Origin of the sequence: Siphonobacter sp. SORGH_AS_0500, assembly GCF_002838835.1 — a bacterium.
Lineage (GTDB): Bacteria > Bacteroidota > Bacteroidia > Cytophagales > Spirosomataceae > Siphonobacter.
The window spans coordinates 45,012-66,006 of record NZ_NHPP01000008.1 but is presented as its reverse complement, the minus strand read 5'-3'; the positions used below and the strand labels follow the sequence as shown (position 1 = coordinate 66,006).

At 44.7% G+C, this 20,995-nt stretch carries 22 protein-coding genes; 11 read left to right on the top strand and 11 right to left on the bottom strand.

Annotated elements, in window-relative coordinates; all coding sequences use genetic code 11:
- Nucleotides 1-498 precede the first annotated feature (498 nt).
- Nucleotides 499-1,161: an oxidoreductase gene (locus BWI96_RS11110; protein WP_232793685.1), complete on the top strand. Its 663-nt coding sequence runs from the start codon at nucleotides 499-501 to the stop codon at nucleotides 1,159-1,161.
- On the opposite strand, the gene BWI96_RS23280 is transcribed toward BWI96_RS11110, so the two are convergent.
- Nucleotides 1,158-1,460, bottom strand: a complete 303-nt coding sequence (locus BWI96_RS23280; protein WP_369804139.1) for a hypothetical protein — start codon at nucleotides 1,458-1,460, stop codon at nucleotides 1,158-1,160. The two genes, BWI96_RS11110 and BWI96_RS23280, sit on opposite strands and share 4 nt — an antisense overlap.
- 143 nt (nucleotides 1,461-1,603) lie before the next feature.
- Nucleotides 1,604-2,380 (bottom strand): putative sugar nucleotidyl transferase, encoded by a 777-nt coding sequence (locus BWI96_RS23275; RefSeq protein ID WP_369804138.1) that lies wholly within the window; start codon nucleotides 2,378-2,380, stop codon nucleotides 1,604-1,606.
- A 227-nt stretch (nucleotides 2,381-2,607) separates the two neighbouring features.
- Here BWI96_RS23275 and BWI96_RS21595 point away from each other — a divergent pair, with 227 nt between their 5' ends.
- Nucleotides 2,608-2,769, top strand: coding sequence for a hypothetical protein (locus BWI96_RS21595; RefSeq protein WP_157830322.1), 162 nt, complete (start codon nucleotides 2,608-2,610; stop codon nucleotides 2,767-2,769).
- A 76-nt stretch (nucleotides 2,770-2,845) separates the two neighbouring features.
- On the opposite strand, the gene BWI96_RS11100 is transcribed toward BWI96_RS21595, so the two are convergent.
- A complete protein-coding gene (locus tag BWI96_RS11100) occupies nucleotides 2,846-4,075 on the bottom strand; it encodes an NADP-dependent isocitrate dehydrogenase (protein WP_106636712.1) in 1,230 nt (409 codons plus the stop codon).
- Nucleotides 4,076-4,298: 223 nt separating this feature from the next.
- On the opposite strand from BWI96_RS11100, the gene ffh reads away from it, so the two are divergent.
- Nucleotides 4,299-5,630: a signal recognition particle protein gene (gene ffh / locus BWI96_RS11090; RefSeq protein WP_106636710.1), complete on the top strand. Its 1,332-nt coding sequence runs from the start codon at nucleotides 4,299-4,301 to the stop codon at nucleotides 5,628-5,630.
- A 136-nt stretch (nucleotides 5,631-5,766) separates the two neighbouring features.
- Here ffh and BWI96_RS11085 read toward each other — a convergent pair whose 3' ends face one another.
- Nucleotides 5,767-6,222 (bottom strand): sterol desaturase family protein, encoded by a 456-nt coding sequence (locus BWI96_RS11085; protein ID WP_232793684.1) that lies wholly within the window; start codon nucleotides 6,220-6,222, stop codon nucleotides 5,767-5,769.
- A gap of 164 nt (nucleotides 6,223-6,386) precedes the next feature.
- Here BWI96_RS11085 and BWI96_RS11080 point away from each other — a divergent pair, with 164 nt between their 5' ends.
- Together BWI96_RS11080 and BWI96_RS11075 are read left to right on the top strand one after the other, a co-directional pair.
- Nucleotides 6,387-7,091, top strand: coding sequence for a helix-turn-helix domain-containing protein (locus BWI96_RS11080; RefSeq protein ID WP_232793694.1), 705 nt, complete (start codon nucleotides 6,387-6,389; stop codon nucleotides 7,089-7,091).
- Nucleotides 7,092-7,215: 124 nt separating this feature from the next.
- Complete coding sequence (locus BWI96_RS11075; protein WP_106636709.1) at nucleotides 7,216-7,707, top strand: dihydrofolate reductase; 492 nt, start codon at nucleotides 7,216-7,218, stop codon at nucleotides 7,705-7,707.
- Between the two features lie 384 nt (nucleotides 7,708-8,091).
- Here BWI96_RS11075 and secDF read toward each other — a convergent pair whose 3' ends face one another.
- The 3 genes from secDF to BWI96_RS11060 form a co-directional block, all read right to left on the bottom strand.
- On the bottom strand, nucleotides 8,092-11,169 hold the full coding sequence (secDF, locus tag BWI96_RS11070) for a protein translocase subunit SecDF (RefSeq protein ID WP_106636708.1): 3,078 nt from the start codon (nucleotides 11,167-11,169) through the stop codon (nucleotides 8,092-8,094).
- Between the two features lie 123 nt (nucleotides 11,170-11,292).
- Nucleotides 11,293-11,649, bottom strand: a complete 357-nt coding sequence (locus BWI96_RS11065; protein ID WP_157830321.1) for a hypothetical protein — start codon at nucleotides 11,647-11,649, stop codon at nucleotides 11,293-11,295.
- Nucleotides 11,650-11,717: 68 nt separating this feature from the next.
- Nucleotides 11,718-12,689, bottom strand: coding sequence for a hypothetical protein (locus BWI96_RS11060; RefSeq protein ID WP_106636706.1), 972 nt, complete (start codon nucleotides 12,687-12,689; stop codon nucleotides 11,718-11,720).
- 160 nt (nucleotides 12,690-12,849) lie between these two features.
- Between BWI96_RS11060 and nadC the strand changes: the two genes are divergently transcribed.
- From nadC to BWI96_RS11045, 3 genes are all read left to right on the top strand, one after another.
- Nucleotides 12,850-13,701 carry a carboxylating nicotinate-nucleotide diphosphorylase gene (nadC, locus tag BWI96_RS11055; RefSeq protein ID WP_106636705.1) on the top strand — a complete coding sequence of 284 codons (852 nt, stop codon included), beginning with the start codon at nucleotides 12,850-12,852 and terminating at the stop codon, nucleotides 13,699-13,701.
- A gap of 108 nt (nucleotides 13,702-13,809) precedes the next feature.
- Nucleotides 13,810-14,814, top strand: coding sequence for a quinolinate synthase NadA (nadA, locus tag BWI96_RS11050; protein WP_232793683.1), 1,005 nt, complete (start codon nucleotides 13,810-13,812; stop codon nucleotides 14,812-14,814).
- A 141-nt stretch (nucleotides 14,815-14,955) separates the two neighbouring features.
- On the top strand, nucleotides 14,956-15,474 hold the full coding sequence (locus BWI96_RS11045; protein WP_106636704.1) for an O-acetyl-ADP-ribose deacetylase: 519 nt from the start codon (nucleotides 14,956-14,958) through the stop codon (nucleotides 15,472-15,474).
- A gap of 1 nt (nucleotide 15,475) precedes the next feature.
- Here BWI96_RS11045 and BWI96_RS11040 read toward each other — a convergent pair whose 3' ends face one another.
- From BWI96_RS11040 to BWI96_RS11025, 4 genes are read right to left on the bottom strand one after another with little or no spacing between them, the layout of a single operon-like run.
- On the bottom strand, nucleotides 15,476-16,444 hold the full coding sequence (locus tag BWI96_RS11040) for a MoxR family ATPase (RefSeq protein WP_106636703.1): 969 nt from the start codon (nucleotides 16,442-16,444) through the stop codon (nucleotides 15,476-15,478).
- Between the two features lie 46 nt (nucleotides 16,445-16,490).
- The gene (gene prmC, locus BWI96_RS11035; protein ID WP_106636702.1) at nucleotides 16,491-17,330 is read right to left on the bottom strand and encodes a peptide chain release factor N(5)-glutamine methyltransferase; all 840 of its coding nucleotides are present in this window, start codon (nucleotides 17,328-17,330) and stop codon (nucleotides 16,491-16,493) included.
- A 3-nt stretch (nucleotides 17,331-17,333) separates the two neighbouring features.
- Nucleotides 17,334-17,579 carry a DUF4834 family protein gene (locus tag BWI96_RS11030; RefSeq protein ID WP_106636701.1) on the bottom strand — a complete coding sequence of 82 codons (246 nt, stop codon included), beginning with the start codon at nucleotides 17,577-17,579 and terminating at the stop codon, nucleotides 17,334-17,336.
- Between the two features lie 29 nt (nucleotides 17,580-17,608).
- Complete coding sequence (locus BWI96_RS11025) at nucleotides 17,609-18,241, bottom strand: NUDIX hydrolase N-terminal domain-containing protein (protein WP_106636700.1); 633 nt, start codon at nucleotides 18,239-18,241, stop codon at nucleotides 17,609-17,611.
- Nucleotides 18,242-18,378: 137 nt separating this feature from the next.
- Between BWI96_RS11025 and BWI96_RS11020 the strand changes: the two genes are divergently transcribed.
- The 3 genes from BWI96_RS11020 to BWI96_RS11010 all read left to right on the top strand — a co-directional run bounded on the left by BWI96_RS11020 (nucleotide 18,379) and on the right by BWI96_RS11010 (nucleotide 20,979).
- A complete protein-coding gene (locus BWI96_RS11020; protein ID WP_106636699.1) occupies nucleotides 18,379-19,566 on the top strand; it encodes a capsule assembly Wzi family protein in 1,188 nt (395 codons plus the stop codon).
- Nucleotides 19,551-19,886, top strand: a complete 336-nt coding sequence (locus BWI96_RS11015; RefSeq protein ID WP_106636698.1) for a hypothetical protein — start codon at nucleotides 19,551-19,553, stop codon at nucleotides 19,884-19,886. The genes BWI96_RS11020 and BWI96_RS11015 overlap by 16 nt, the downstream gene beginning before the upstream one ends.
- A 370-nt stretch (nucleotides 19,887-20,256) precedes the next feature.
- Nucleotides 20,257-20,979, top strand: a complete 723-nt coding sequence (locus BWI96_RS11010) for a ferritin-like domain-containing protein (protein ID WP_106636697.1) — start codon at nucleotides 20,257-20,259, stop codon at nucleotides 20,977-20,979.
- The last annotated feature ends 16 nt before the right edge of the window (nucleotides 20,980-20,995 follow it).

Here is a 20,995-nt window from a genome sequence, read left to right as displayed (position 1 = left end):
GTTCGGAAAGAATGTGGCTGTTCTGGCAAAGAACAGAAAAATCCGGCGTAAAAGTAGAAAGCTAAGACCAGTTCGGCAATTTCCCTGCTAATATTTTTGGGTGAATAGGTATAGGTACTCCCTTTTATTTTCTGGAAATGTGGGTTTTGAACTTTTCAGAGGCTTAAAATTTTATTAGAGCCTGCCTAAAATGACATTTTAAATAAACTAAGGATAGCGTAAGCTCATCCACTCCTATCTTCGAAATAATCGTTGACCCAGGAGCCTGGCATTCACTCTCCCTCAGGAAAGAAGATAGCAAATCCTGAGCATTATCTTTCATGCATTCGAGGGAACCGTTTGAAAGAGTTACTTTATACATCGATATTCTCCATTGGCGAAGGTTTCAGAATCTATGATTCGCTATTAAGGTCCGAAGGCTATAAATTCAGATAGTTTTCGACTTATGCTTCTTCGTACGGATTTTTAAACCTTTTATCTGTCTTATCACGTATAGCTATGCATTCTTCTAAAACTGCTCTGTTGATCGGAGCTTCGGGCCTGGTGGGAAATTATCTGGTTTTTAAACTCCTGCAATCGGATCGGTACGAAAAGGTAATCACGTTGGTCCGCAGGCCCATGCATTTGAAACACCCCAAGCTCGACGAACGGGTAGTAGATTTTGATCAACTTAGCTTTGAGGACGTTGCTGGAGCTGATGACATGTTTTGCTGTCTGGGCACAACAATCAAGCAGGCAGGTTCGAAAGAGGCTTTTCGGAAAGTAGATTTAATCTATCCGGTAAAAGTTGGGAAACTAGCTTTAGAAACTGGAGCCAAGCAATACTTACTCGTTTCCTCCATCGGAGCCAACGCTCAGTCTTCCATTTTTTATAGTAAAACCAAAGGCGAAGTCGAAGCTCAGATTGCCGCTTTGGGTTATCCAAACTATACTATTTTCAGACCGTCCATGTTATTGGGAAAACGGAAGCAGTTCCGTTTGGGTGAAGAACTCGGAAAAGTAGTAAATCTGGTCTTATCTCCCATCACTTTACTCGTTCCACCCTTGCGAAAATACAAGGGTATTCAAGCCAGTAAGGTAGCCTCGGCGATGTTAGATATAGCCAGCCAGGAAGTCCCTGGCCAGCATATCATTGAGTCGAATGATTTACAACGGTATTAACGATCGCTTTCGTCGTCGTCGGTATAATGAATGGATACCGTTTGCTCCAGAGCAAAAATGGTTCGCCAAATGTCCTCTTCAATTTCGGTAAAGAGCTTACCGCGACGGTCCATCGTATTGCGGGCTACATCTACCGCTTTGGTAAACCGATAGGGTTCAAAACCCGTATCAGCTCCGCCCCAGCTAAACGAAGGAATATGCTTAGGAGGGAAACCCGCTCCGAAAACGTTGACATTAACGCCCACGACGGTTCCGGTATTAAACATGGTGGAAATTCCCGCTTTGGAGTAATCGCCCATGAACAATCCCACAAACTGGCGACCCGTGTCTTCGAGTTGCTTGGTGGTATAATCGTAGAGTTTTACGTTACCGTAGTCGTTCTTCAGATTGGAGTTATTGGTATTCGCTCCGAGGTTACACCATTCGGCCAGATAGGAGTTCCCTAAAAACCGTCGTGGCCTTTATTCGAGTACCCCATGAGAATACTCATGCTGATCTCTCCCCCTACCTTGCAATGCGGGCCGATGGTGGTGCTTTTTCGCATTTTTCCACCTAGATTAATAACGGCTCCTTCTAAAGCAGCAAAGGGTCCCTGGATGATTACACCGTCCTGCACCTGAACGTCTTTGCCCAGATAAATCGGGCCGTTTTCAGCATTCAGAATCGCCGAACGTAACTCTACGCCTTCTTCAATAAATATCTTTGATTCATTGTAATAGGCCGTAAATCGATCCGTAATGGGCTGGCTGGTTCGACCTTCCGTAATGCGTTCAAAATCCGCCGCTATTTGTTCGCCATTATAAGCCACCAGATCGGGCAGGCGTTGAACTACGGTTACTTTATCCCAGTAATATTGCTTATGAAAAGCAGGATTATCATGTATTAAACTTTCCAGGGGCAGGTGTTTTCCCCGTACCGCCAGCAAAATGGGACCTTGTAATAAGGCTTCGCCGGGTTCTAGCTCTTCTAGGGAACGAATGAGCCGCTCACTGGGGCAGAGGCCACCGTGGATATAAATAGTATCAGAACCTTTCTTGTAAGGGTACTTTTCCTGTAAATAGGACTGCGTATAATGCGTGGGTTGTACTCCCAGCCAGTCTGTCCATTTTTCGGTAATGGTTCGAATGCCTATCCTTAATTCAGCCATGGGCCGGGTAAAAACCAGTGGCAGTAAATGGGGACGAACTTCCGGGCCATCAAACAGTACATAATTAATCATAAGACCGTGTTAGGATTTGCTGCCAAAGTAAAGCAAAAATTAGGCGTGGGGATAGACTTGCCTTAATATTATGCAAATACAATCATTAATTCATCAACTATTTTTACAGACTTTTTCAGCCAGACTGTTCCTTTCTTAAATTTCATAAAACAATAAAAGGCCTTTTGAGTCTTTTATGATTGATTTCATTACGTTTACATTTGAGTATAATCTAACACCTAAAACTTATGAATATACCAGAAGACGATTTCGAATTTTTTGATGAACCCATGGACGAAAGCGGAGATATCATGGACCCTGCCGAAGAGATGGACGAATTCACAGCGGAGCAGGATTATGAATATGAAGACACGGATGACTTCGAAGAAGAAGAATTAGACGATATGTAATCTTACGCTTTCTCGCATAAAAAAGGCACTTACCCCTGTGGATAAGTGCCTTTTTATTAGCTCAGACGATCCCTAATTACTTCGCCAGTTTTACCTGCAAGCCTTTGTCCAGCTCATCCAGGAATTCTTCGGTGTAGAGATAGTGCTCACCGTGGTTTACTTTGTTACCGTGGATGGTAATGGCTAAATCTTTAGTCATTTTACCTGCTTCAACGGTTTCAACGCAAACTTCTTCCAGTGCCGTTGCGAAACGAATCAGTTCTTCGTTACCATCCAGTTTACCGCGGAACGCCAGACCACGCGTCCAAGCGTAGATCGAAGCGATGGGGTTCGTAGACGTACGGTTACCTTTTTGGTGCTCGCGGTAGTGACGAGTTACCGTACCATGAGCAGCCTCTGCTTCCATTACAGAACCATCGGGAGTTAAAAGTACAGAAGTCATCAGACCTAAAGAACCGAAACCTTGAGCTACGGTATCAGACTGAACGTCACCATCGTAGTTTTTACAAGCCCAAACATAGCTACCGTTCCATTTCAGAGCTGCGGCAACCATGTCATCGATCAGACGGTGTTCGTAAGTAATGCCTGCTTCTTTGAATTTCTCAGCGAATTCAGCATCGAATACAGCCTGGAATACGTCTTTGAAACGACCATCGTATTTTTTCAGGATGGTGTTTTTCGTAGACAGGTATACAGGCCAGCCTTTTTGCAGACCTACCTGGAAGCAAGAACGAGCAAAACCAGCAATTGACTCGTCCAAGTTATACATACCCATGGCAACACCAGCACCGGGGAAGTTAAATACTTCATATTCCTGTACCGTTCCGTCTTCGCCTTCGAATTTCATCGTCAGCTTCCCTTTTCCGGGAACTACGAAATCCGTTGCACGGTATTGATCACCGAAAGCGTGACGGCCTACGATGATAGGAGAAGTCCAGGTCGTTACCAGACGAGGGACATTCTGCATAACGATAGGCTCACGGAATACAGTACCATCCAGGATGTTACGGATCGTTCCGTTAGGGGATTTCCACATTTGCTTCAGGTTGAATTCTTTCACCCGAGCTTCATCTGGAGTAATCGTGGCACATTTAATACCAACGCCGTATTTTTTGATAGCGTTTGCTGCATCTACCGTCACCTGATCATTCGTCTCGTCACGGTATTCGATTCCTAAATCGTAATATTTAATATCGACATCAACATAGGGAAGAATAAGCTTTTCCTTGATAAACTTCCAGATGATTCGGGTCATTTCGTCCCCATCGAGTTCAACGACTGGGTTCGCTACTTTAATTTTCTGCATGATTAGACGTCGGAAAGAGTCAGGTAATGAATTGAACCCCAAAGGTAAGCAGGACAGGGAAATGAAGCTAAAAAAAAACAGTTTATACCATTTTATCTATTCAATTACTCAATTGGGAATGGTAACTTTGCAGGAAAATACAAAAAATACGATCTGTAGAGGGATTCTAAAGCTTATGCAAGGCTCTCATTAGGCCACACTTTACAGCATTTCCTTATTCACCATGTTTGATAATTTACAGGACAAGCTCAATAAAGCCATCCGTACGCTGAAAGGTAGCGGCAAGATTACGGATGTAAACGTGGCCTCGACCGTTAAAGAAATTCGCCGGGCCCTGACAGACGCCGACGTTAACTTTAAAGTAGCTAAAGATATTACGGACCAGATCCGGGAAGAAGCCATCGGTCAGAAAATCATGATCGCGGTAGAACCCGGCCAGATGCTGGTAAAGATTGTTCACGATAAGCTGACGGCTCTGATGGGCGGTCAGGCTGAAAGTGTCAATCTGAAAGGTTCTCCTGCCATTGTTCTGATTGCGGGTCTGCAAGGTTCGGGTAAAACTACCTTTACTGGAAAGCTAGCTAATAGCATCAAGAAACAAGGCCGCCAGGTAATCGTTGCTGCTTGCGATATTTATCGTCCGGCGGCTATTGCCCAGCTTCAAACCCTGGGAGAGCAAATCGGTGTAGAAGTTTACGCAGAGCCTGATAATAAAAACGCCGTTGAAATTGCCCACAATGCCGTTGAATACGCGAAGAAGAACTCCAAAAACGTAGTCATCATCGATACCGCCGGTCGTCTGGCGATTGATGAGGCCATGATGCAGGAGGTTGAGAACGTGAAGAAAGCCATTGAACCCACCGAAACGCTTTTCGTAGTGGATTCGATGACGGGTCAGGATGCCGTTAATACGGCCAAGACCTTCAACGATCGTCTGAATTTTGACGGCGTAGTCTTAACTAAGTTAGACGGGGATTCTCGCGGGGGTGCGGCCCTTTCGATTCGTCAGGTGGTTAATAAGCCCATCAAATATATGTCGACGGGCGAGAAAATGGAAGATTTGGACATCTTCTACCCTGATCGTATGGCAAGCCGTATCCTTGGCATGGGGGACGTGCTTTCGCTGGTAGAGCGGGCTCAACAAGCCTTTGACGAAGACGAAGCCAACCGCATTAACAAGCAGATTCGTCAGAACCAGTTCAACTTCGAAGATTTCTACTCGCAGTTGCAGCAGATCAAGAAGATGGGTAATATCAAGGATTTGATGGGCATGATTCCGGGTCTGGGTGGAGCGATTAAAGATGTGGATATCAGCAATGATTCTTTCAAACCCATCGAAGCCATTATTAGCTCAATGACGTTGAAAGAACGTAAAAACCCGGATTTAATTGACGGTTCACGTCGCCGCCGGATTGCCGCAGGTTCAGGAACGAGCATTCAGCAGGTGAACAACCTCATGAAGCAATTCGAAGAGATGCGGAAAATGATGAAAACCATGAACAAAGTTCAGGACGGCAAAATGAAACTGCCTAACATGAATATGCTCAAGAAGTAAGTCTTGAGTTTGGCGTTTAGGGTTTTGAGTTTTTCCGATTACTTCAATAACAAAGAAGACCTTCCAATCACAACTGGAAGGTCTTTTCTTTTGAAAGTTATTCACTCAAAACCCTAAACTCAAAACATCCCAACCCTTACATTTTCATCTTTTCAAACTTCTTAGGGGCATATAGGAAGCCGAAGGCTTGGGCTCCCCGCTTGGTATGAACTTTATGATGAATATAATGAGCCCGCATCATACGTTTCATATAGCGGGATCTGGCTACAAATTTGATCTTGATGCGACGATGTACGATTACGTCATGAAAGATAAAGTAGAAGATGCCGTAGCCCGTTACTCCAACCCCCATCCATAAAAGAAAACCCAAACCGGGGACTTGTAACCCGGCAATGATCAAAGAAATCGCTACGGTAGCAAACACCACGGCGAAATAATCGTTTTTTTCAAAAAAGCCGGGATGATGATTATGGTGGTCTTCATGCCAGGACCACAGCCAGCCATGCATAATGTATTTATGCGTAGACCAGGCTACAGCTTCCATGAGAAAAAACGTTCCGATAGCAATTAAAATATTCCAGAACAGCTCCATAATGTGATCGAATGATACCTGAAATGAAACGACAAATCAGGTCGAAATGTTTGGAATTTTTCGGGAAGAAAATCCTTTTTCAGAAGTAAAAAATATTTCAAAGAGAAGGCTTTTTTCTTTGAATCGATTAAGTAAATTTGAGAAACCCTCTAACTACGATGGTCATGAAGGATGGCTGGTCGGGAATGGCGGAGAAAACCGCAACCCGCAGTGTACGTGGCACGATGGATCTTCGAGCCCTGAAAGAATTGGTGAAGAAAGGTGAAAGCGAACGGCTGGAATTCAAGCTCAAAGCAAACCATCCCGAAAAAATTATCCGCGAGATTGTCGCTTTCGCGAATACACAGGGGGGGCTCCTATTAGTCGGAGTAGGCGACGACAAATCCGTTCCCGGTTTGAAATTCGCCGACGACGATGAGTTTATCCTCTGTCGGGCCATTGAAAAGTATTGCTTCCCTGAGATTGAATATACCCTCGAACGAGTTTACGTCGAAAATGACCGCGAAGTGCTGGTCTTTCGTATTCCCCGCAGTCAGCAACGTCCGCATTATGTAAGTTTGGATGCTGCCAAACAGGAAAAGAAAACCTACGTCCGGGTCAATGACCGTTCGATTCAGGCTAGTAAGGAAGTTCGGCAAATTCTAAAATGGGAAGACCGTGTGCAGGACATCAAGTTCAAATACGGTCGGAAAGAAGAAGTATTAATGAAATATCTGGGCGAACATGCTGATATTACCGTTGATCTTTTCTCGCAAATTGCCCGAATTCCACTTTGGATGGCCTCCAAAACGCTCATTACCTTAACGCTTGCCAACGTTCTGAAAATCAGCCCCGACGAAACTGCTGACCATTTCAGCATGGCGGCCTGATTTCAAAATCATACCCCAATGTACTGAACTGCCGGCTCTTTGCTGGCAGTTTTAGTTTGGATACTTAACCAAGAGCTTACTATTTTTGAAGTAGAAGCCTATCTTTTACCTCGATATACTTGGCATGAAAATTACACTCGTAGCTGCGATGGATTCCAATCGCCTAATTGGCAATCATGGGATACTTCCCTGGCCTTCTTTACCAAACGATCACGCCCACGTTGAGCAACTGATCCGCGGAAAGAAAACCATCATGGGACGAAAGAGCTATGATACCCCTGATCGTCTCTGGTCGGAAGTAGGCAATATTGTGGTTACCAGTCAACCAAATTACGAGGTAGATCCGGGTTTCGAAGTAGTAAGCAGTATTGAAGAAGCATTAGAACGATACCGTGATGAAGCAGAGGTCATCGTTTTGGGGGGAGCTCAAATTTATACCGAAACCTTACCCAAGGCCGATCAACTGGAGTTAACCTTCATTCACGGAGCATTCAAAGGCGATGCTTATTTCCCGGCATTCGATCCGGCTGATTTTGAGTTAATTAAGCGAGAGGATCATCCCGCTGACGAAAAGCATTCCGTAGCTTATTCTTTTGTTACCTTCGTTCGTAAGTAGTCAAGCTTCGTTTGGGGTAGCTTTTTTACTTTAGAAATCTGTTTCGCAGCATTAATTACTCCTGTTTTCGTATAACTGTTCTCTTGCCGCAATCAGCAGTTATGCAAGATTATCTATCCATTTCCTATTGATTTCAGGCCGCAACCTGAAGTAGTGCTGGACGCAGTTAGCATTCGTTTCTCCTCTGGTTCTCCTTTGCCAGAGCCGCTATTTCTTTCATTTCCGGTACGTATTACCCGTAGAGTTTTAATACATGTATTACGATTCGTTCAGAAAGCAAACAGGCCTACCGAACTTCGGCAGGCCTGTTTTGTATAGTTGGGTTTGGCGTTTTGAGTTTAGGGTTCTGAGTTAAATAAACTCAAAACCCTAAACTCAAAACTCTTAAAGTTTCGGCTTAATGATGCGATCCTTTTTCTCTTTCTTCGCTTTTTCCTCAGGAACCTGCTGCTCTTCACCTTCGATCAGGAAATCTTCGGGAGAAGGAACTGCAAATTTATCCACAGGTTTTACCACTTTCACTTCATTAGCGGCCAGAGCGTTTTTCTCCTGATCTTTTTTCAGAAAGTCAACCACGATTGGCGTTGCTACGAAGAGCGAAGAATACGTACCTACGATAACCCCAATCAACATCGCGAACGAGAAACCACGAATGGTTTCACCACCGAAGAAGAATAGTACGATCAGTACCAGCATCGTCGAAAGACCCGTTACGGCCGTACGGCTCAGCGTAGAGTTCAGGGCGTTGTTAATAATCGTTGGGATCGACTCGTTTTTCGCACTGCCTTCCCGCAGGTATTCACGAACCCGGTCAAATACAACGACCGTATCGTTCATGGAGTAACCCATAATCGTCAGCAAGGCTCCTACGAACGACTGATCTACGTCCAGTGAGAAAGGCAGGAAGCCATTGAAGATCGAGAAGATCGCCAGGATAATCAGAACGTCGTGCGATACGGCCACCATTGCTCCATAACCGAAGGCCAGCTTCTTGAAGCGAAGGAGGATGTACGCAAATACAACAGCAATACCCGCCAGGATGGAGTACAGCGATGAGAAAATCATGTCGTTGGCAATCGTAGGGCCAACTTTGGATGAACTCAATACTTCTGCTTTACCAATTTTGCTAACACCCTGAAGCAGTTTGTTCTGAGCTTCACGATCAGACTCAACAGTCGTCTGATCTACGAGGTAATCCGTTGTAACTAATACCTGATTACCACCGATACCGCTACCACCGTACGTTTTTACTTCAGGAGCACCATCCAGAGGAGCAGTCAGGGCATCACGAACTTCATCCGTGCTTACACTCTTGTCGAAACGTACCACGTACGTACGACCCCCTTTAAAGTCTACGCCTAAACCAAATCCTTTGATTACTACAGAAATAATACCCGCCGCGATGATTACCGAAGAAATGGTGTAGTACAGACGACGTTTCGATACGAAGTCGAAAGATGAATCTTTGAACCAGTTTTTCGTCAGATTAGAAACGAAGTTGATTTTCCAGCCTTTATCTACCCAGGTATCCATCAATACGCGGCTCACGAGGAATACAGCGAACAGCGAAGTAATGATACCAATTACCAGCGTTACGGCGAAGCCTAAGATCAGACCCGTTCCGAAGAATAACAGAATCAGACCAGATAACATCGTCGTAGCATTGGAGTCAATGATTGAGGACGTAGCGTTTTTGAAACCATCCGCTACGGCAAGTTTCATGGGCTTTCCGAGAGCCAATTCTTCCTTAATCCGCTCGAACACCAGTACGTTCGCATCCACCGCCATCGCAATCGATAACACGATACCGGCAATACCAGGCAGGGTCAATACCGAGCCTAAAGAGGCCATGATACCCAGCAGGAAGAATAAGTTGATTAACAGAGCGATATCGGCAATAAATCCTGATCGGTTATAGTAAGCGATCATGAACAACAGCACTACTACCAGACCAATTACCGATGAAATAATCCCCGCGTTAACAGCTTCAGAGCCCAGAGTAGAACCAATAACGGCCTCTTCTACAATAGTGGTTGGAGCAGGCAGTTTACCCGCTTTCAGTACCGTTGCTAAATCTTTACCTTCTTCCAGCGTGAAGTTACCCGAGATGCTAGAGTTACCGTTAGGAATCTCGCCGTTTACTACGGGAGCTGATTGTACATAACCATCCAGCAAAATAGCAATACGACGACCTACGTTAGCACCCGTCAGGTTTTTCCATTTACGAGCACCTTCGGCGTTCATTTGCATGGAAACGTCCACGCGACCACTCTGATCGTAATCCTGCGTTGCGTTGGTGATTACTGAGCCATCTAAAGGAACTTCACCGTTCGGGCCGCGTTTTACCGCCACCAAAGCCATAATGTCCTTATTGTTGATGTTACGAGGCTTAGACTCATACGCAAAGTTCAGATCCGAGGGGAATAAGGCACGAACGTCGTTACGAGCTAAAAGAGCATTCACGCGAGGCGTATCTTTTACCGCTACACCCAGTCCATCCTGCATAGGAATGAACAGTTTCGTTAAAGCCGTACCCGCATTAGCTGACTTCGCAGTATCGGTTTTAGCAGTACCTGAATCTTTTTTTGTTAAAGCAGAAGCTAAGCCCCCATTTGCTTTCGCAGCCGTGTCGGCAGAAGACTTTTGCGTAGCGGGGCTTTTCAGGGCCGCACTTTGCTCACGCTCTTCTTCCAGTAAGATGTTACCCAGTCCGTCTAAAGCAGGAGCATATTCCTGTAATTCGTATACTTCGCAGAATTCCAGTTTCGCAGAACCCGTTAACAGTTTACGCACCCGAGCAGGATCGTCTACCCCAGCTAATTCAACCTGAATACGACCTGAGTTAGGAATACGCTGGATGTTAGGGTTAGATACCCCGAATTTATCCACACGTTGCTGAATAACGCGGAAGGCACGATCCACAGCACCGTCCATTTCCGTTTTGATCATCTTCACTACGTCTGCATCAGAAGTCTGGAAGTTGATTGTCGCACGGTTCGTGGCGTTTGCAAAAATGTCAGCCAGTTTTTTGTCTGGGTTCAGACGTTTGAAGTTACTGGCAAAGGCATCCACGAAGTTAGACTGTGAATTACCCTGTTCTTTCTGAGTAGCGGCCAAAGCTTCCAGAAATTTAGGATCACGGCTATTACCTGAAAGGGACTTGATGATGTCCGCCGGAGAAACTTCCAGCATCACGTGCATACCGCCCTGGAGGTCAAGACCCAGATTCAGTTCACGCTCGGTAACTTGTTGAAGCGTACTTCCCAACCATACATCTTCTTTCCACAAAGAGTCGATGTAGCGTTGTTTTTTAGCTTTGTCTACTTCACCCGTTTTGAGGTCAGTAGCGTATTCGATCGCTTTTTTCTTGTAATCCTGCGACACGAACGTGAAAGAGAGGTAGTAGAGGCATAACGCGGCAAATACGCCGGTTAAAGCCACTATAACACCACGATTTTGCATGGAGAATTGAGCTTTTGACTATTCGCAATTACGAAAAGTCATTGGAGTATAAATAAAAGGGAAAAGGGGGTTACTAATGAAGGCGGAAAAGGAAAGCTAAACAGGCTGCCCATTCACCCGAAACTACGGAGCGTTCGGAGATATGACATGCTCAAAAAGCACCTCATGATAAGGAAGTCGGAATTGGGTAATTCCAATCGACGTCGGTTGCGGTTTTACCGTTTCAAAACTATAAACCGCTGGTGGCAGCAGGTAGAAGTCCTGCGTAAATGAAAAATCGGCCACCGTGACTGTCGCCATCGGGGAAAGTGCCTGCACGGTTGCTTTAGGCGTACCGGAAGTATGGTCTGATTTTTCAGTCTGAGCGGCGGGAAGCGGCAAAGGTCTTGCCGACACTCCTTTCACTGCAACCGAAGCAATCAGTAACACACTTGCCAGAAACAAGCTGAATACCCGTGCTATGGAACGTGATTTTTTCATTTGGGGGACGAAAATAACAATTTCCTTGGAAAGGCAAAGCATCTTTCCCTGATTTCTTCAAAAATACTTTACTCCACTGATTCCTTTCGCTGATTTTCTCCCGGACGAATGCATTCATTTCTCACGTTCAGCCCTTTCTGCCAAAGTTGTTTGCGTAAGTCGAGCCATTCTTGCTCGCTTAATCCTTCCGCAATGAATGATTGTTTTTGAAAGTCTTCTTTAACCAGGGTTAACGCAGGCATACCCTTACCCTTTATTTCATAAATAACCTCGCGTACCTTCCTCAAAGGAATGACTTTCTGATAACCGGGCCAAAGTGAATTTTTGATCATGAATTCCTCGTCCGACAAACTAAAGTTATGCAGGGTATGGACAGCTAATCGCCAAAAAATAAAAACAAGACTTGCATACATTAAAAAACCGAATGGCACCCGATTATCTGGATTAATAAAGATGAGCGGAAAACCAAAAGCATATAACAAAAGAGCATAAAATAGGAAAGCTCGCCACACACTCCCTTCGTAATTTACCAGATCGTCAGTTATTACTTCTCTTTCATCTATAACCGGCCTATGAATCGCTGATTGTTTTTCCGGTATCATTTGCTCCAGAAACAGCTTCATCAATCTACTATTTTGATACATTTCGTCAAAGATGATTAGCTCATTATTGTCTTTAAAGATGATTCGTGTTCCTTCTCCGGTTTTCCAGAGACGTTTGGAATGATATTTACCCGTTAAGTCCAGACGTTCAAGATCCTTCCAGTAGAATACTTCGTTGCTATTGTATATTAGTTTTTCAGCATCCATAAGCCAACTCGGTGCCTGCTCCCAGATGAACCAGGCCACATAGATGTAAGAAATGATGAACCCGATCCCAAAAATCAGAGCTGCCTTTTGTGCTGTGGTAGTTTTTTGAGTCCCCTCATGCGTAAAAAAAGAATAACACATGACTAGGCCTCCACCCACCATTAGTACAGCCATGACTAATAATATCCCCCAGAAATGGTACAGATGGCGTTTAGAACGAAGTATTTTCATAACAACAGCGGGTTAGCGTTTTTCATTAATTTTCAAAGAACGAATTATAAATGGCTTCTGAAACCATTATAGGATAAAAGGCCTGAAAGGACTTACTCTTTACGAAATCCATTATTTTCGCCCCGGAAACGAGGCTGTATTGGACCACTCACGATTCATTATGTACGGACAAGATATTCACGAATTTATACGCCTGGCTCTTCAGGAAGACGTTGGCGATGGCGATCATACCTCGCTTTCAACCATTCCCGCTGAGGCCACGGGGCGGGCTCGGTTGCTGGTAAAAGATACCGGAATTGTGGCTGGTGTAGAACTGGCTCAGCTCATCTTTGCTGAAGTAGATCCAGAGCTAAAAGTAGAATTATTACTGAACGACGGTACGGCTATTCAGAAAGGCGACATTGTCTTAACGGTAGAAGGTCGTTCCCAATCCATTTTGAAAGCGGAGCGGCTGGTATTGAACTGCATGCAACGCATGAGCGGTATTGCTACCTACACCCGAAGCCTCGCTGATTTGATTGCAGATTTACCCTGTAAGTTGCTCGATACCCGTAAAACCACGCCAAATTTCCGCATTTGCGAAAAATGGGCAACCCGTATTGGTGGAGCGGTAAATCATCGGTACGCCTTATACGATATGATTCTGATTAAGGATAATCACGTGGATTATGCCGGAGGTATCGAGGCCGCCATTACCAAGGCGAATAACTACCTGAAAGAAACGGGTAAAAATCTGCAAATTGAGATTGAAGTACGAAACCTGAAGGAGCTGGATGAGGTTTTACGCGTAGGTGAAACGCAGTCGCTGCACCGGATTATGTTCGATAACTTCAGCTTTGAAGACATGCGGGAAGCCGTTCGTCGGGTCAATAGAAAATACCCCACGGAAGCTTCCGGTGGCATCAATGAACAAACCATCCGCACTTATGCCGAATGCGGCGTAGATTACGTGTCGGTAGGAGCATTAACGCATCAGGTCAAAAGCCTAGACTTAAGCCTGAAAGCCTGGTAACAACGAGAAAAATGTTTTGGGTTTAGAGTTTTGTGTTTGGGGTTAATAGAACGCTACAACCCTCAACTCAAAACTCAAAACTTCCAAAACTCCAAACTAAAAGAATTTATGCCTGCTGTATTTCCCATGAGCCCTGAGGAGGAAGTCAATCGAATTGGCTATATCAGTCGCTCTGTCCCTAAAAATGTTGATTTAAAGGCTGAAATCCTTCGGATGAAGAAGGAGAAAAATGCGGTTATTCTGGCCCATTATTACGTTGACGGTGAAATTCAGGATTTAGCCGATTTTGTGGGGGATAGTCTTGGTCTGGCTCAGGCTGCCGAGGAAACTACTGCCGATATGATCGTCTTTTGTGGGGTTCACTTCATGGGTGAAACGGCCAAAATCCTCAATCCGAATAAAAAAGTCGTAATTCCTGATTTCAACGCGGGTTGCTCACTAGCCGATTCGGCTCCTAAGGAAGATTTCGCAGCCTTCAAAGCTCAATATCCCGAAGCTTTGGTGGTGAGTTACATCAACTGTACTGCCGATATCAAAGCCATGACGGATATTATCTGTACGTCGTCGAACGCTCTGAAAATCGTTGAATCCATTCCAGAAGATCGTCAAATCATCTTTGCTCCTGATGCGAACCTGGGCCGTTTTGTAGCGAAGAAAACAGGACGTGACCTGATTCTCTGGGACGGTGCCTGCATTGTTCATATCGATATTTCCCGGGAGAAACTGGCTAAACTCCGGGCCGAACATCCAAACGCTTTATTAGTCGCTCACCCCGAATGTAAAGAAGATATTCTGATGGAAGCCGATTACGTGGGAAGTACCACGGGTTTATTGGCTTATGTGCAAACGTCGCCGAATAAGGAGTTTATCGTAGCAACGGAAGCAGGCATTATGCACAAGATGAAAATTGCCAATCCCGACAAGCTGATTATTCCAGCTCCGGCCAATGAAAATAACTTCTGTGCCTGTTCGGAATGTCCCTACATGAAGATGAATACGGTTGAAAAGCTTTATAACTGCATGTATTACGAAATGCCCGAAATTCAGGTTCCCGAAGAAACCCGCGTGAAAGCTCTGAAAGCCGTAAAGGCCATGTTGGAGATTAGTAAGTAGTTGATCGTTGCTGGTTACTAGTTGTTATAAATTTAACATCCCGAAAGTTTTAGAACTTTCGGGATGCTTCGTTTACTAGGGTAATCAATCCGAATGGTATATATATTTACCCATTTCAACAACGACTAACCAACCACTCAAATGATAGAAGTTATTCAGGGAGACATTACTAAACTGGCAGTCGATGTCCTTGTTAACGCAGCCAATTCTTCCTTACTCGGCGGAGGTGGCGTTGACGGTGCCATTCACCGGGCTGGAGGACCAGCCATTCTGGAAGAATGTCGAGCCATCCGTGCTTTACAGGGCGGCTGTATGCCGGGGCAGGCGGTTATCACTACAGCCGGAAAGTTACCAGCTCAGAAAGTAATTCATACGGTAGGGCCTATCTGGCACGGAGGCAAGCAAAAAGAGCCAGAAACGTTGGCTAACTGTTATACTTCCAGTTTGGCACTAGCCGTTCAGAACAACCTGAAAACCATTGCTTTTCCAAACATTAGTACCGGAGTGTACGGTTACCCCAAAGCTGCCGCTGCGGAAGTCGCCGTTGAAACCGTTCGGAGTTTTATTAACCAGCATCCAGACGCTTTCGAGCGGGTAATTTTCGTTTGTTTTGAGGCGGATAATGCCGCTCTTTATCGTAAACGATTGGAGGAATATTGAGTTATCGACCGATGGCTACTCTTCGTAGAATGGAATCAATTACCTGCAAACTGGAAATGCCGTCGGCTTCGGCTTCGTAGTTTAGAATAACCCGATGGTTCAATACATCCGGGGCTATTTCCTTGATATCTTCGGGTAAAACGTAATCGCGTTCATCAAAGTAAGCCAGCACTTTGGCTCCCAAATTCAGAGCAATACTGGCCCGGGGAGACGCTCCAAACTGAATGTAACGGGCCTCTTCTTTCAAACCATATTGGAGCGGCCTACGCGTCGCAAAAACCAACTCGATGATGTAATGTTCAAGGGTTTCTGAAATGGCAATCTGGTTAATTTCTTTCCGAATCGCGAAGATTTCTTCCTTACTCAAAATGGGCTGTACTTCGTAGACGGCCTCCATATTGGTCATCCGTCGCATGACTTCTAGCTCGTCCTGCTTATCCAGATAGTCTACGAATACTTTCATCATAAAACGGTCTACCTGGGCTTCGGGAAGCGGATAGGTTCCCTCCTGTTCCACGGGGTTTTGAGTCGCCATGACGAAAAAAGGCTTATCTAGCGGAAAAGTCTGATCTCCAATAGTTACCTGCTTTTCCTGCATGGCTTCCAAAAGGGCCGACTGTACTTTAGCAGGAGCCCGATTCACCTCATCTGCCAGAATCAGGTTGGCAAAGACAGGGCCTTTCCGAACCCGGAAGTCATCCAGTTTTCGGTCAAAAATCATCGTCCCGACCAAATCGGCGGGTAATAAATCGGGCGTAAACTGAATTCGGTGGAAATCCAGATCCAGCACTTTCGCCAGTGTATTAATCGTTAATGTCTTTGCTAGTCCGGGTACTCCTTCCAGCAAAATATGGCCACCCGTAAATAAACCAATCAGCAAGCGATTAAGCAGACGTTCCTGTCCTACCACGACTTTGCTCATTTCAGCAAACATCTGCTTGATTTTCCGGGCATGTTGCAAATCGGCCATAGAAGTATTTAACTAATTCAGGTAAAATATTTAATGAAAATTCCGTTTAAAGCCGGGCCATAACCATCCGATCCCGACCCGATAAATCCTGCCGTAACTCCACGTTTGAAAAACCTACTTTTTTAAACTCCTCAACCGTTTCCAATCCCAAAGCCTGATTGATTTCTACGGCACAGAAGCCCTTGCTAGTCAAATGTGAAAAAGCGTACTGAGCAATAGCCCGGTAGAAAATAAGCGGATCGTTATCTTCTACAAATAAAGCCAGATGAGGTTCATGTTCCAGCACGTGTGCCGACATTTCCTGCGATTCTGATGCTTTTACGTAAGGTGGGTTTGAAAGAATGGCGTCGAAAAGCGAAGCGGGTAACTCTTCAGGGTCTAATGCATTCCCCTGCTGAAACGCTACCGTAACAGCTAGCCGCTGAGCATTTTCCCGAGCAATAGTCAAAGCTTCTTCCGAAATATCAAAAGCCGTTACCTGAGCATCCGGGCATTCGGCGGCCAGGGTCAGAGCAATACAGCCCGAGCCCGTTCCAATATCCAGTAACCGTGGGGTTTTCCTCGTTTTCAATTCCTGTAAAGCCCAGTGAACCAGTTCCTCCGTTTCGGGTCTGGGAATTAATACGCCGGGAGCTACGGTGAAGGTTCGCCCGTAGAAATGGCCTTCACCCAATACATACTGCACGGGTTCCTGGTTTTTCAGGCGTTCGATAATGCCTTCTATATCCGTAACTGGTGCAGTCACGGGTAGGTCCATTAAAACCTGCGTTCGGGTAAGGCCATAACGCCCCTCCAAAACCAGATAAGCAATGGATTTGGCTTCGTTGGTATCGTAGAGTTCAGAAAGCGGTTGGGTAAGCTGACGAAAGAGTACCTGGGCGGTCATAAACTAGTCCTTCACCTCCTCATAATCAATGTAATCGCCCCCTTTATAACCCTCTTTTCGGGGAGGTGCATAATCTACATTGATTTTTCCTTCGCGGGGACGCGACTGGCTGGATCGCTGCTGATCCTGACGAAACTCCCGTTCAACACGGGAAAATTGTTCTTTCAAAAATAAACGGAATACCCAACGCACGATGCGGGGAAATATGAAACCAATGGCCATGATGACCAAAAAGATCTTGAATATCATTTCGTTAAGTCTAAATTTTTAACGACACCTTAATCACACAACGCCGGAGCATCGGGATTTGTTACAAATGTAAATAGCATTTCGAGCTGTGAAGCCGTGACACGGTCTTCTGACAACGAAAGCTCCGGTAATTCCGTTCGGCGAACCCAGCGAACTTGCCCAATGTCGTGTCCATCGCTACGAATTTCGCCACTAACTACTTCACAACGAATAAAAAATTTATAAACGTACCAGGGCTGTGGTGGATGGGGATGCTGGCGTTTATCCAAGACGGCCAGGAGGCGAACAGGTTTAACAATCAGGCCCGTTTCTTCTTCGGTTTCTTTAACGGCAATTTCCGAGGGCGTGTACCCCACATCGGCCCAGCCACCCGGTAAGGTCCAGCGTAAATGGTCAATTTTTTCCTGAACCATTAACAACTCATCTTCTCCCCGAAACACAACTGCTCGAACATCAACTTTGGGCGTTGGGTATTCTCCTATTCCACTAGCAAAAAGCGGAGCTATTTTTTCAATGGGTTCATCCGTCAATTCATGGAGCAGTTCCACACTGATTTCCCGAATCTCCGAAAAACGCTCCAGATCATACGCATTAGGCGAATAGGTTAACCCTGCCTGAGCCAGTGCGTTAAGCCTTTTAGCGATTTCAAGTAGTTTACTCATAGCTGTTTGGAAGAGGAATATATCTACAAAAATAGAAGGCGACCTAAAGAGTTCACGGAAAATTCATAAACAACTTTTTATTTATTCTGTTAGTATTACTGCCTTTAGGTAATTATTTTATTCCTCTATATTATAACATGGCCCTCCGCCCCCACCCCTTAGAATTATTTCTTTTTAGCTGCGGATTGCTTTTGGGGGCAACGGGCAGCTTGTCTGCTCAATTCAGAAAACCCTATGAAATTCACATTCAGGCCGATGGCTTAACGGGCGGAGATCAACAAACTCCTTTCTGGTTAAGAGCCAATGAATTTGGGCTAATACCCCTCAAAGGCCCAGCGGGTATCTTCCGGGCTGGAGCCTCGCTGAATTTTGCCACCGCCTTACCTGATTCGAATAAAGCTAATCGTCGTAAACTTGATTGGGGCTTAGGCGTAGAAGGCGTTCAGATTACCGGACCTGAAAAACAGTTTGTATTACCCGAAGCTTATGCCAAGTTGCGTTACGGAAGAGTAGAACTCTGGGGAGGTCGCCGGAAAGAATTCATTGGCATTACTGATACCACCCTTACTTCCGGTTCTATCGTCTGGTCAAATAATGCGTTACCCATTCCTAAAATTCAGATCGGAACAGCCGGATTTATTCCTCTGAAATTCCTCAATAACTTCGTTGCTTTAAAAGGAAGTTTTGCTCACGGCTGGTTTGACGTTCCTTATATCCAGGGAGCTTACCTGCACTACAAATCACTGCATGGCCGTTTCGGAAAACCCGACGGCAAGGTTGCCTTCTACTTCGGCATTAATCACATGGTGCAGTGGGGTGGACATGCGGAGTATCTGAAAAACTCCCCCGTAGCTGTAAATGGACACCTGACTACGGCTCCCAAAGATTTCTTATGGGGCATCTTACTTGGGCAACTTTCTCAGGAACGCGAAAACGATCGGTTTACGGGCTTTGACGGCGAAAACCGAGTAGGCAACCATTTAGGAAATTATGACATTGCCTTGACAGTGAAAGGAGAAAGACAATCATTGTTATTCTACCACCAGCATATTTTCGAAGATCTTTCGGGTTTATTATTTCTTAATCACTTTGACGGATTATATGGATTAAGCTGGAGCCTTCCGCATGCTTATGATAAGTCTACTCGGCTCAATAAATTACTTTTTGAATTTCTGACCACGAACGACCAGGCCGGATCAACTTTTGATATTACCGCTCGTTTTCAGGGAGGGGATAATTACTTCAATCACTCCCAGTATGTACAGGCTGGTCTTATTATGATAAGGCCATTGGAACCCCATTACTACCCTTGCATCGGGAATTAGCTAACGAAAATTTACCGCACACTGAAAATTATTTTCCAGTCAATCGGGTAACTGGATTTCATTTGGCAGGTGATGGGTTACTGTTGGGGAAAATAATTCTCCAGGCCCGATTAACCTATACCCTCAATCGAGGTACGTACAGTTTTCCTTTTCCTACTCCGGCCCATCAGTTTTCTTCTCTATTACTACTAAAGACTAGTCCTAACTATCTAAATGGCCTTTCCATAGCAGGTAAAGTTGCTTACGACCAAGGTGATTTATATCGTTCCCGCATTGGGGCATTTCTGTCTTTATCCAAAACGTGGAAAAATGGTAAGTAAGAAATAAATTACTCATTTCTATTCAAAATATATTTATAAGCCTTTGGTAAGGTTTTTTACATGAAGATTTGGCAATTTCTCGTAACCTACCAATAGTTAAGTACTAATTATAGTCCATTCTATTGAAAGTATACTATTTATTATCAATAGTTCACTTTCAGTAAATGAGTTAAAATAATTTCTATTTTTTTTCTAAACCGCCAATCTAAGTACTCAATAACAACGTATATCTTTGCGATCATAATTGACTTTTGTTAATTGCAAGATTTTGATCAATAGTATCTAGTAAAGACGTTTTCATTCATTAAGTACAATTACTATCAACCCAAGGTATTAATCTATATTTACTAATCCTTTTTCAATAAAATTTATGATCAGTTCATCAAACAAGTCTACTTCTTCCGGTACGACTTCGGAAAACAAAGCGGCTTTAGGTCGCCGAACCTTCCTCAAATCTGCTAGCTTAGCCTCTCTCTCTGCTGCTGCTATCTATGCTTCTTCTTGTACGGATCACAATGGTAACCCCATTCCAGACGGTACGGTTGATTTAGGTTCAGGAGACGTAGGAATTCTTAACTACGCTTATGCACTGGAACAATTGGAAGCCGCTTTTTACACGCAAATCGTAGCTACTCCGTATTCGGGTATCACTTCACAGGAACTGACGGTCATGACTGACCTCAAGAACCATGAAGTAGCTCACCGCGATTTCTTTAAAACTGCGATTTCTGCTGCTGCTCCAAGCCTGGTTATTCCTTCACTGGAGGTTAATTTCTCAGCCATCGATTTCACAAGCCGTGCCAGTGTTTTGGCAACAGCAAAAGCGTTCGAAAACCTGGGTGTAGCTGCCTATAATGGAGCAGGTAAATTTCTAAAAACACCTGTTTACCTGCTTCTTGCTGGTAAAATCGTTTCGGTGGAAGCTCGTCACGCAGCCATCATAAGTACTTTACTGGAGGGTTTCAATGGTCAGTTTACAGGCGGCCAGGTTGATGCCAATGGTTTAGATAAAGCAATGACCTTCGCAGAAGTATTGCCTATCGCTCAAACGTTTATCAAAACCAAAATTTCTGGTGTAAACTTACCTAAATAACTAACCCTATTTGCTA

Coding starts and splice junctions, on each gene's coding strand:
- BWI96_RS11065 (WP_157830321.1), bottom strand. CDS start 11,649: ATGAAAAAATCACGTTCCATAGCACGGGTATTCAGCTTGTTTCTGGCA.
- BWI96_RS23280 (WP_369804139.1), bottom strand. CDS start 1,460: ATGGGCGATTACTCCAAAGCGGGAATTTCCACCATGTTTAATACCGGA.
- BWI96_RS11025 (WP_106636700.1), bottom strand. CDS start 18,241: ATGAGTAAACTACTTGAAATCGCTAAAAGGCTTAACGCACTGGCTCAG.
- prmC (WP_106636702.1), bottom strand. CDS start 17,330: ATGACCGCCCAGGTACTCTTTCGTCAGCTTACCCAACCGCTTTCTGAA.
- BWI96_RS11010 (WP_106636697.1), top strand. CDS start 20,257: ATGATCAGTTCATCAAACAAGTCTACTTCTTCCGGTACGACTTCGGAA.
- BWI96_RS23275 (WP_369804138.1), bottom strand. CDS start 2,380: ATGATTAATTATGTACTGTTTGATGGCCCGGAAGTTCGTCCCCATTTA.
- BWI96_RS11060 (WP_106636706.1), bottom strand. CDS start 12,689: ATGAAAATACTTCGTTCTAAACGCCATCTGTACCATTTCTGGGGGATA.
- BWI96_RS11100 (WP_106636712.1), bottom strand. CDS start 4,075: ATGCAGAAAATTAAAGTAGCGAACCCAGTCGTTGAACTCGATGGGGAC.
- BWI96_RS11085 (WP_232793684.1), bottom strand. CDS start 6,222: ATGGAGCTGTTCTGGAATATTTTAATTGCTATCGGAACGTTTTTTCTC.
- BWI96_RS21595 (WP_157830322.1), top strand. CDS start 2,608: ATGAATATACCAGAAGACGATTTCGAATTTTTTGATGAACCCATGGAC.
- BWI96_RS11110 (WP_232793685.1), top strand. CDS start 499: ATGCATTCTTCTAAAACTGCTCTGTTGATCGGAGCTTCGGGCCTGGTG.
- nadA (WP_232793683.1), top strand. CDS start 13,810: ATGCCTGCTGTATTTCCCATGAGCCCTGAGGAGGAAGTCAATCGAATT.
- BWI96_RS11075 (WP_106636709.1), top strand. CDS start 7,216: ATGAAAATTACACTCGTAGCTGCGATGGATTCCAATCGCCTAATTGGC.
- BWI96_RS11030 (WP_106636701.1), bottom strand. CDS start 17,579: ATGATATTCAAGATCTTTTTGGTCATCATGGCCATTGGTTTCATATTT.
- BWI96_RS11040 (WP_106636703.1), bottom strand. CDS start 16,444: ATGGCCGATTTGCAACATGCCCGGAAAATCAAGCAGATGTTTGCTGAA.
- BWI96_RS11045 (WP_106636704.1), top strand. CDS start 14,956: ATGATAGAAGTTATTCAGGGAGACATTACTAAACTGGCAGTCGATGTC.
- BWI96_RS11080 (WP_232793694.1), top strand. CDS start 6,387: ATGAAGGATGGCTGGTCGGGAATGGCGGAGAAAACCGCAACCCGCAGT.
- BWI96_RS11020 (WP_106636699.1), top strand. CDS start 18,379: ATGGCCCTCCGCCCCCACCCCTTAGAATTATTTCTTTTTAGCTGCGGA.
- nadC (WP_106636705.1), top strand. CDS start 12,850: ATGTACGGACAAGATATTCACGAATTTATACGCCTGGCTCTTCAGGAA.
- secDF (WP_106636708.1), bottom strand. CDS start 11,169: ATGCAAAATCGTGGTGTTATAGTGGCTTTAACCGGCGTATTTGCCGCG.
- ffh (WP_106636710.1), top strand. CDS start 4,299: ATGTTTGATAATTTACAGGACAAGCTCAATAAAGCCATCCGTACGCTG.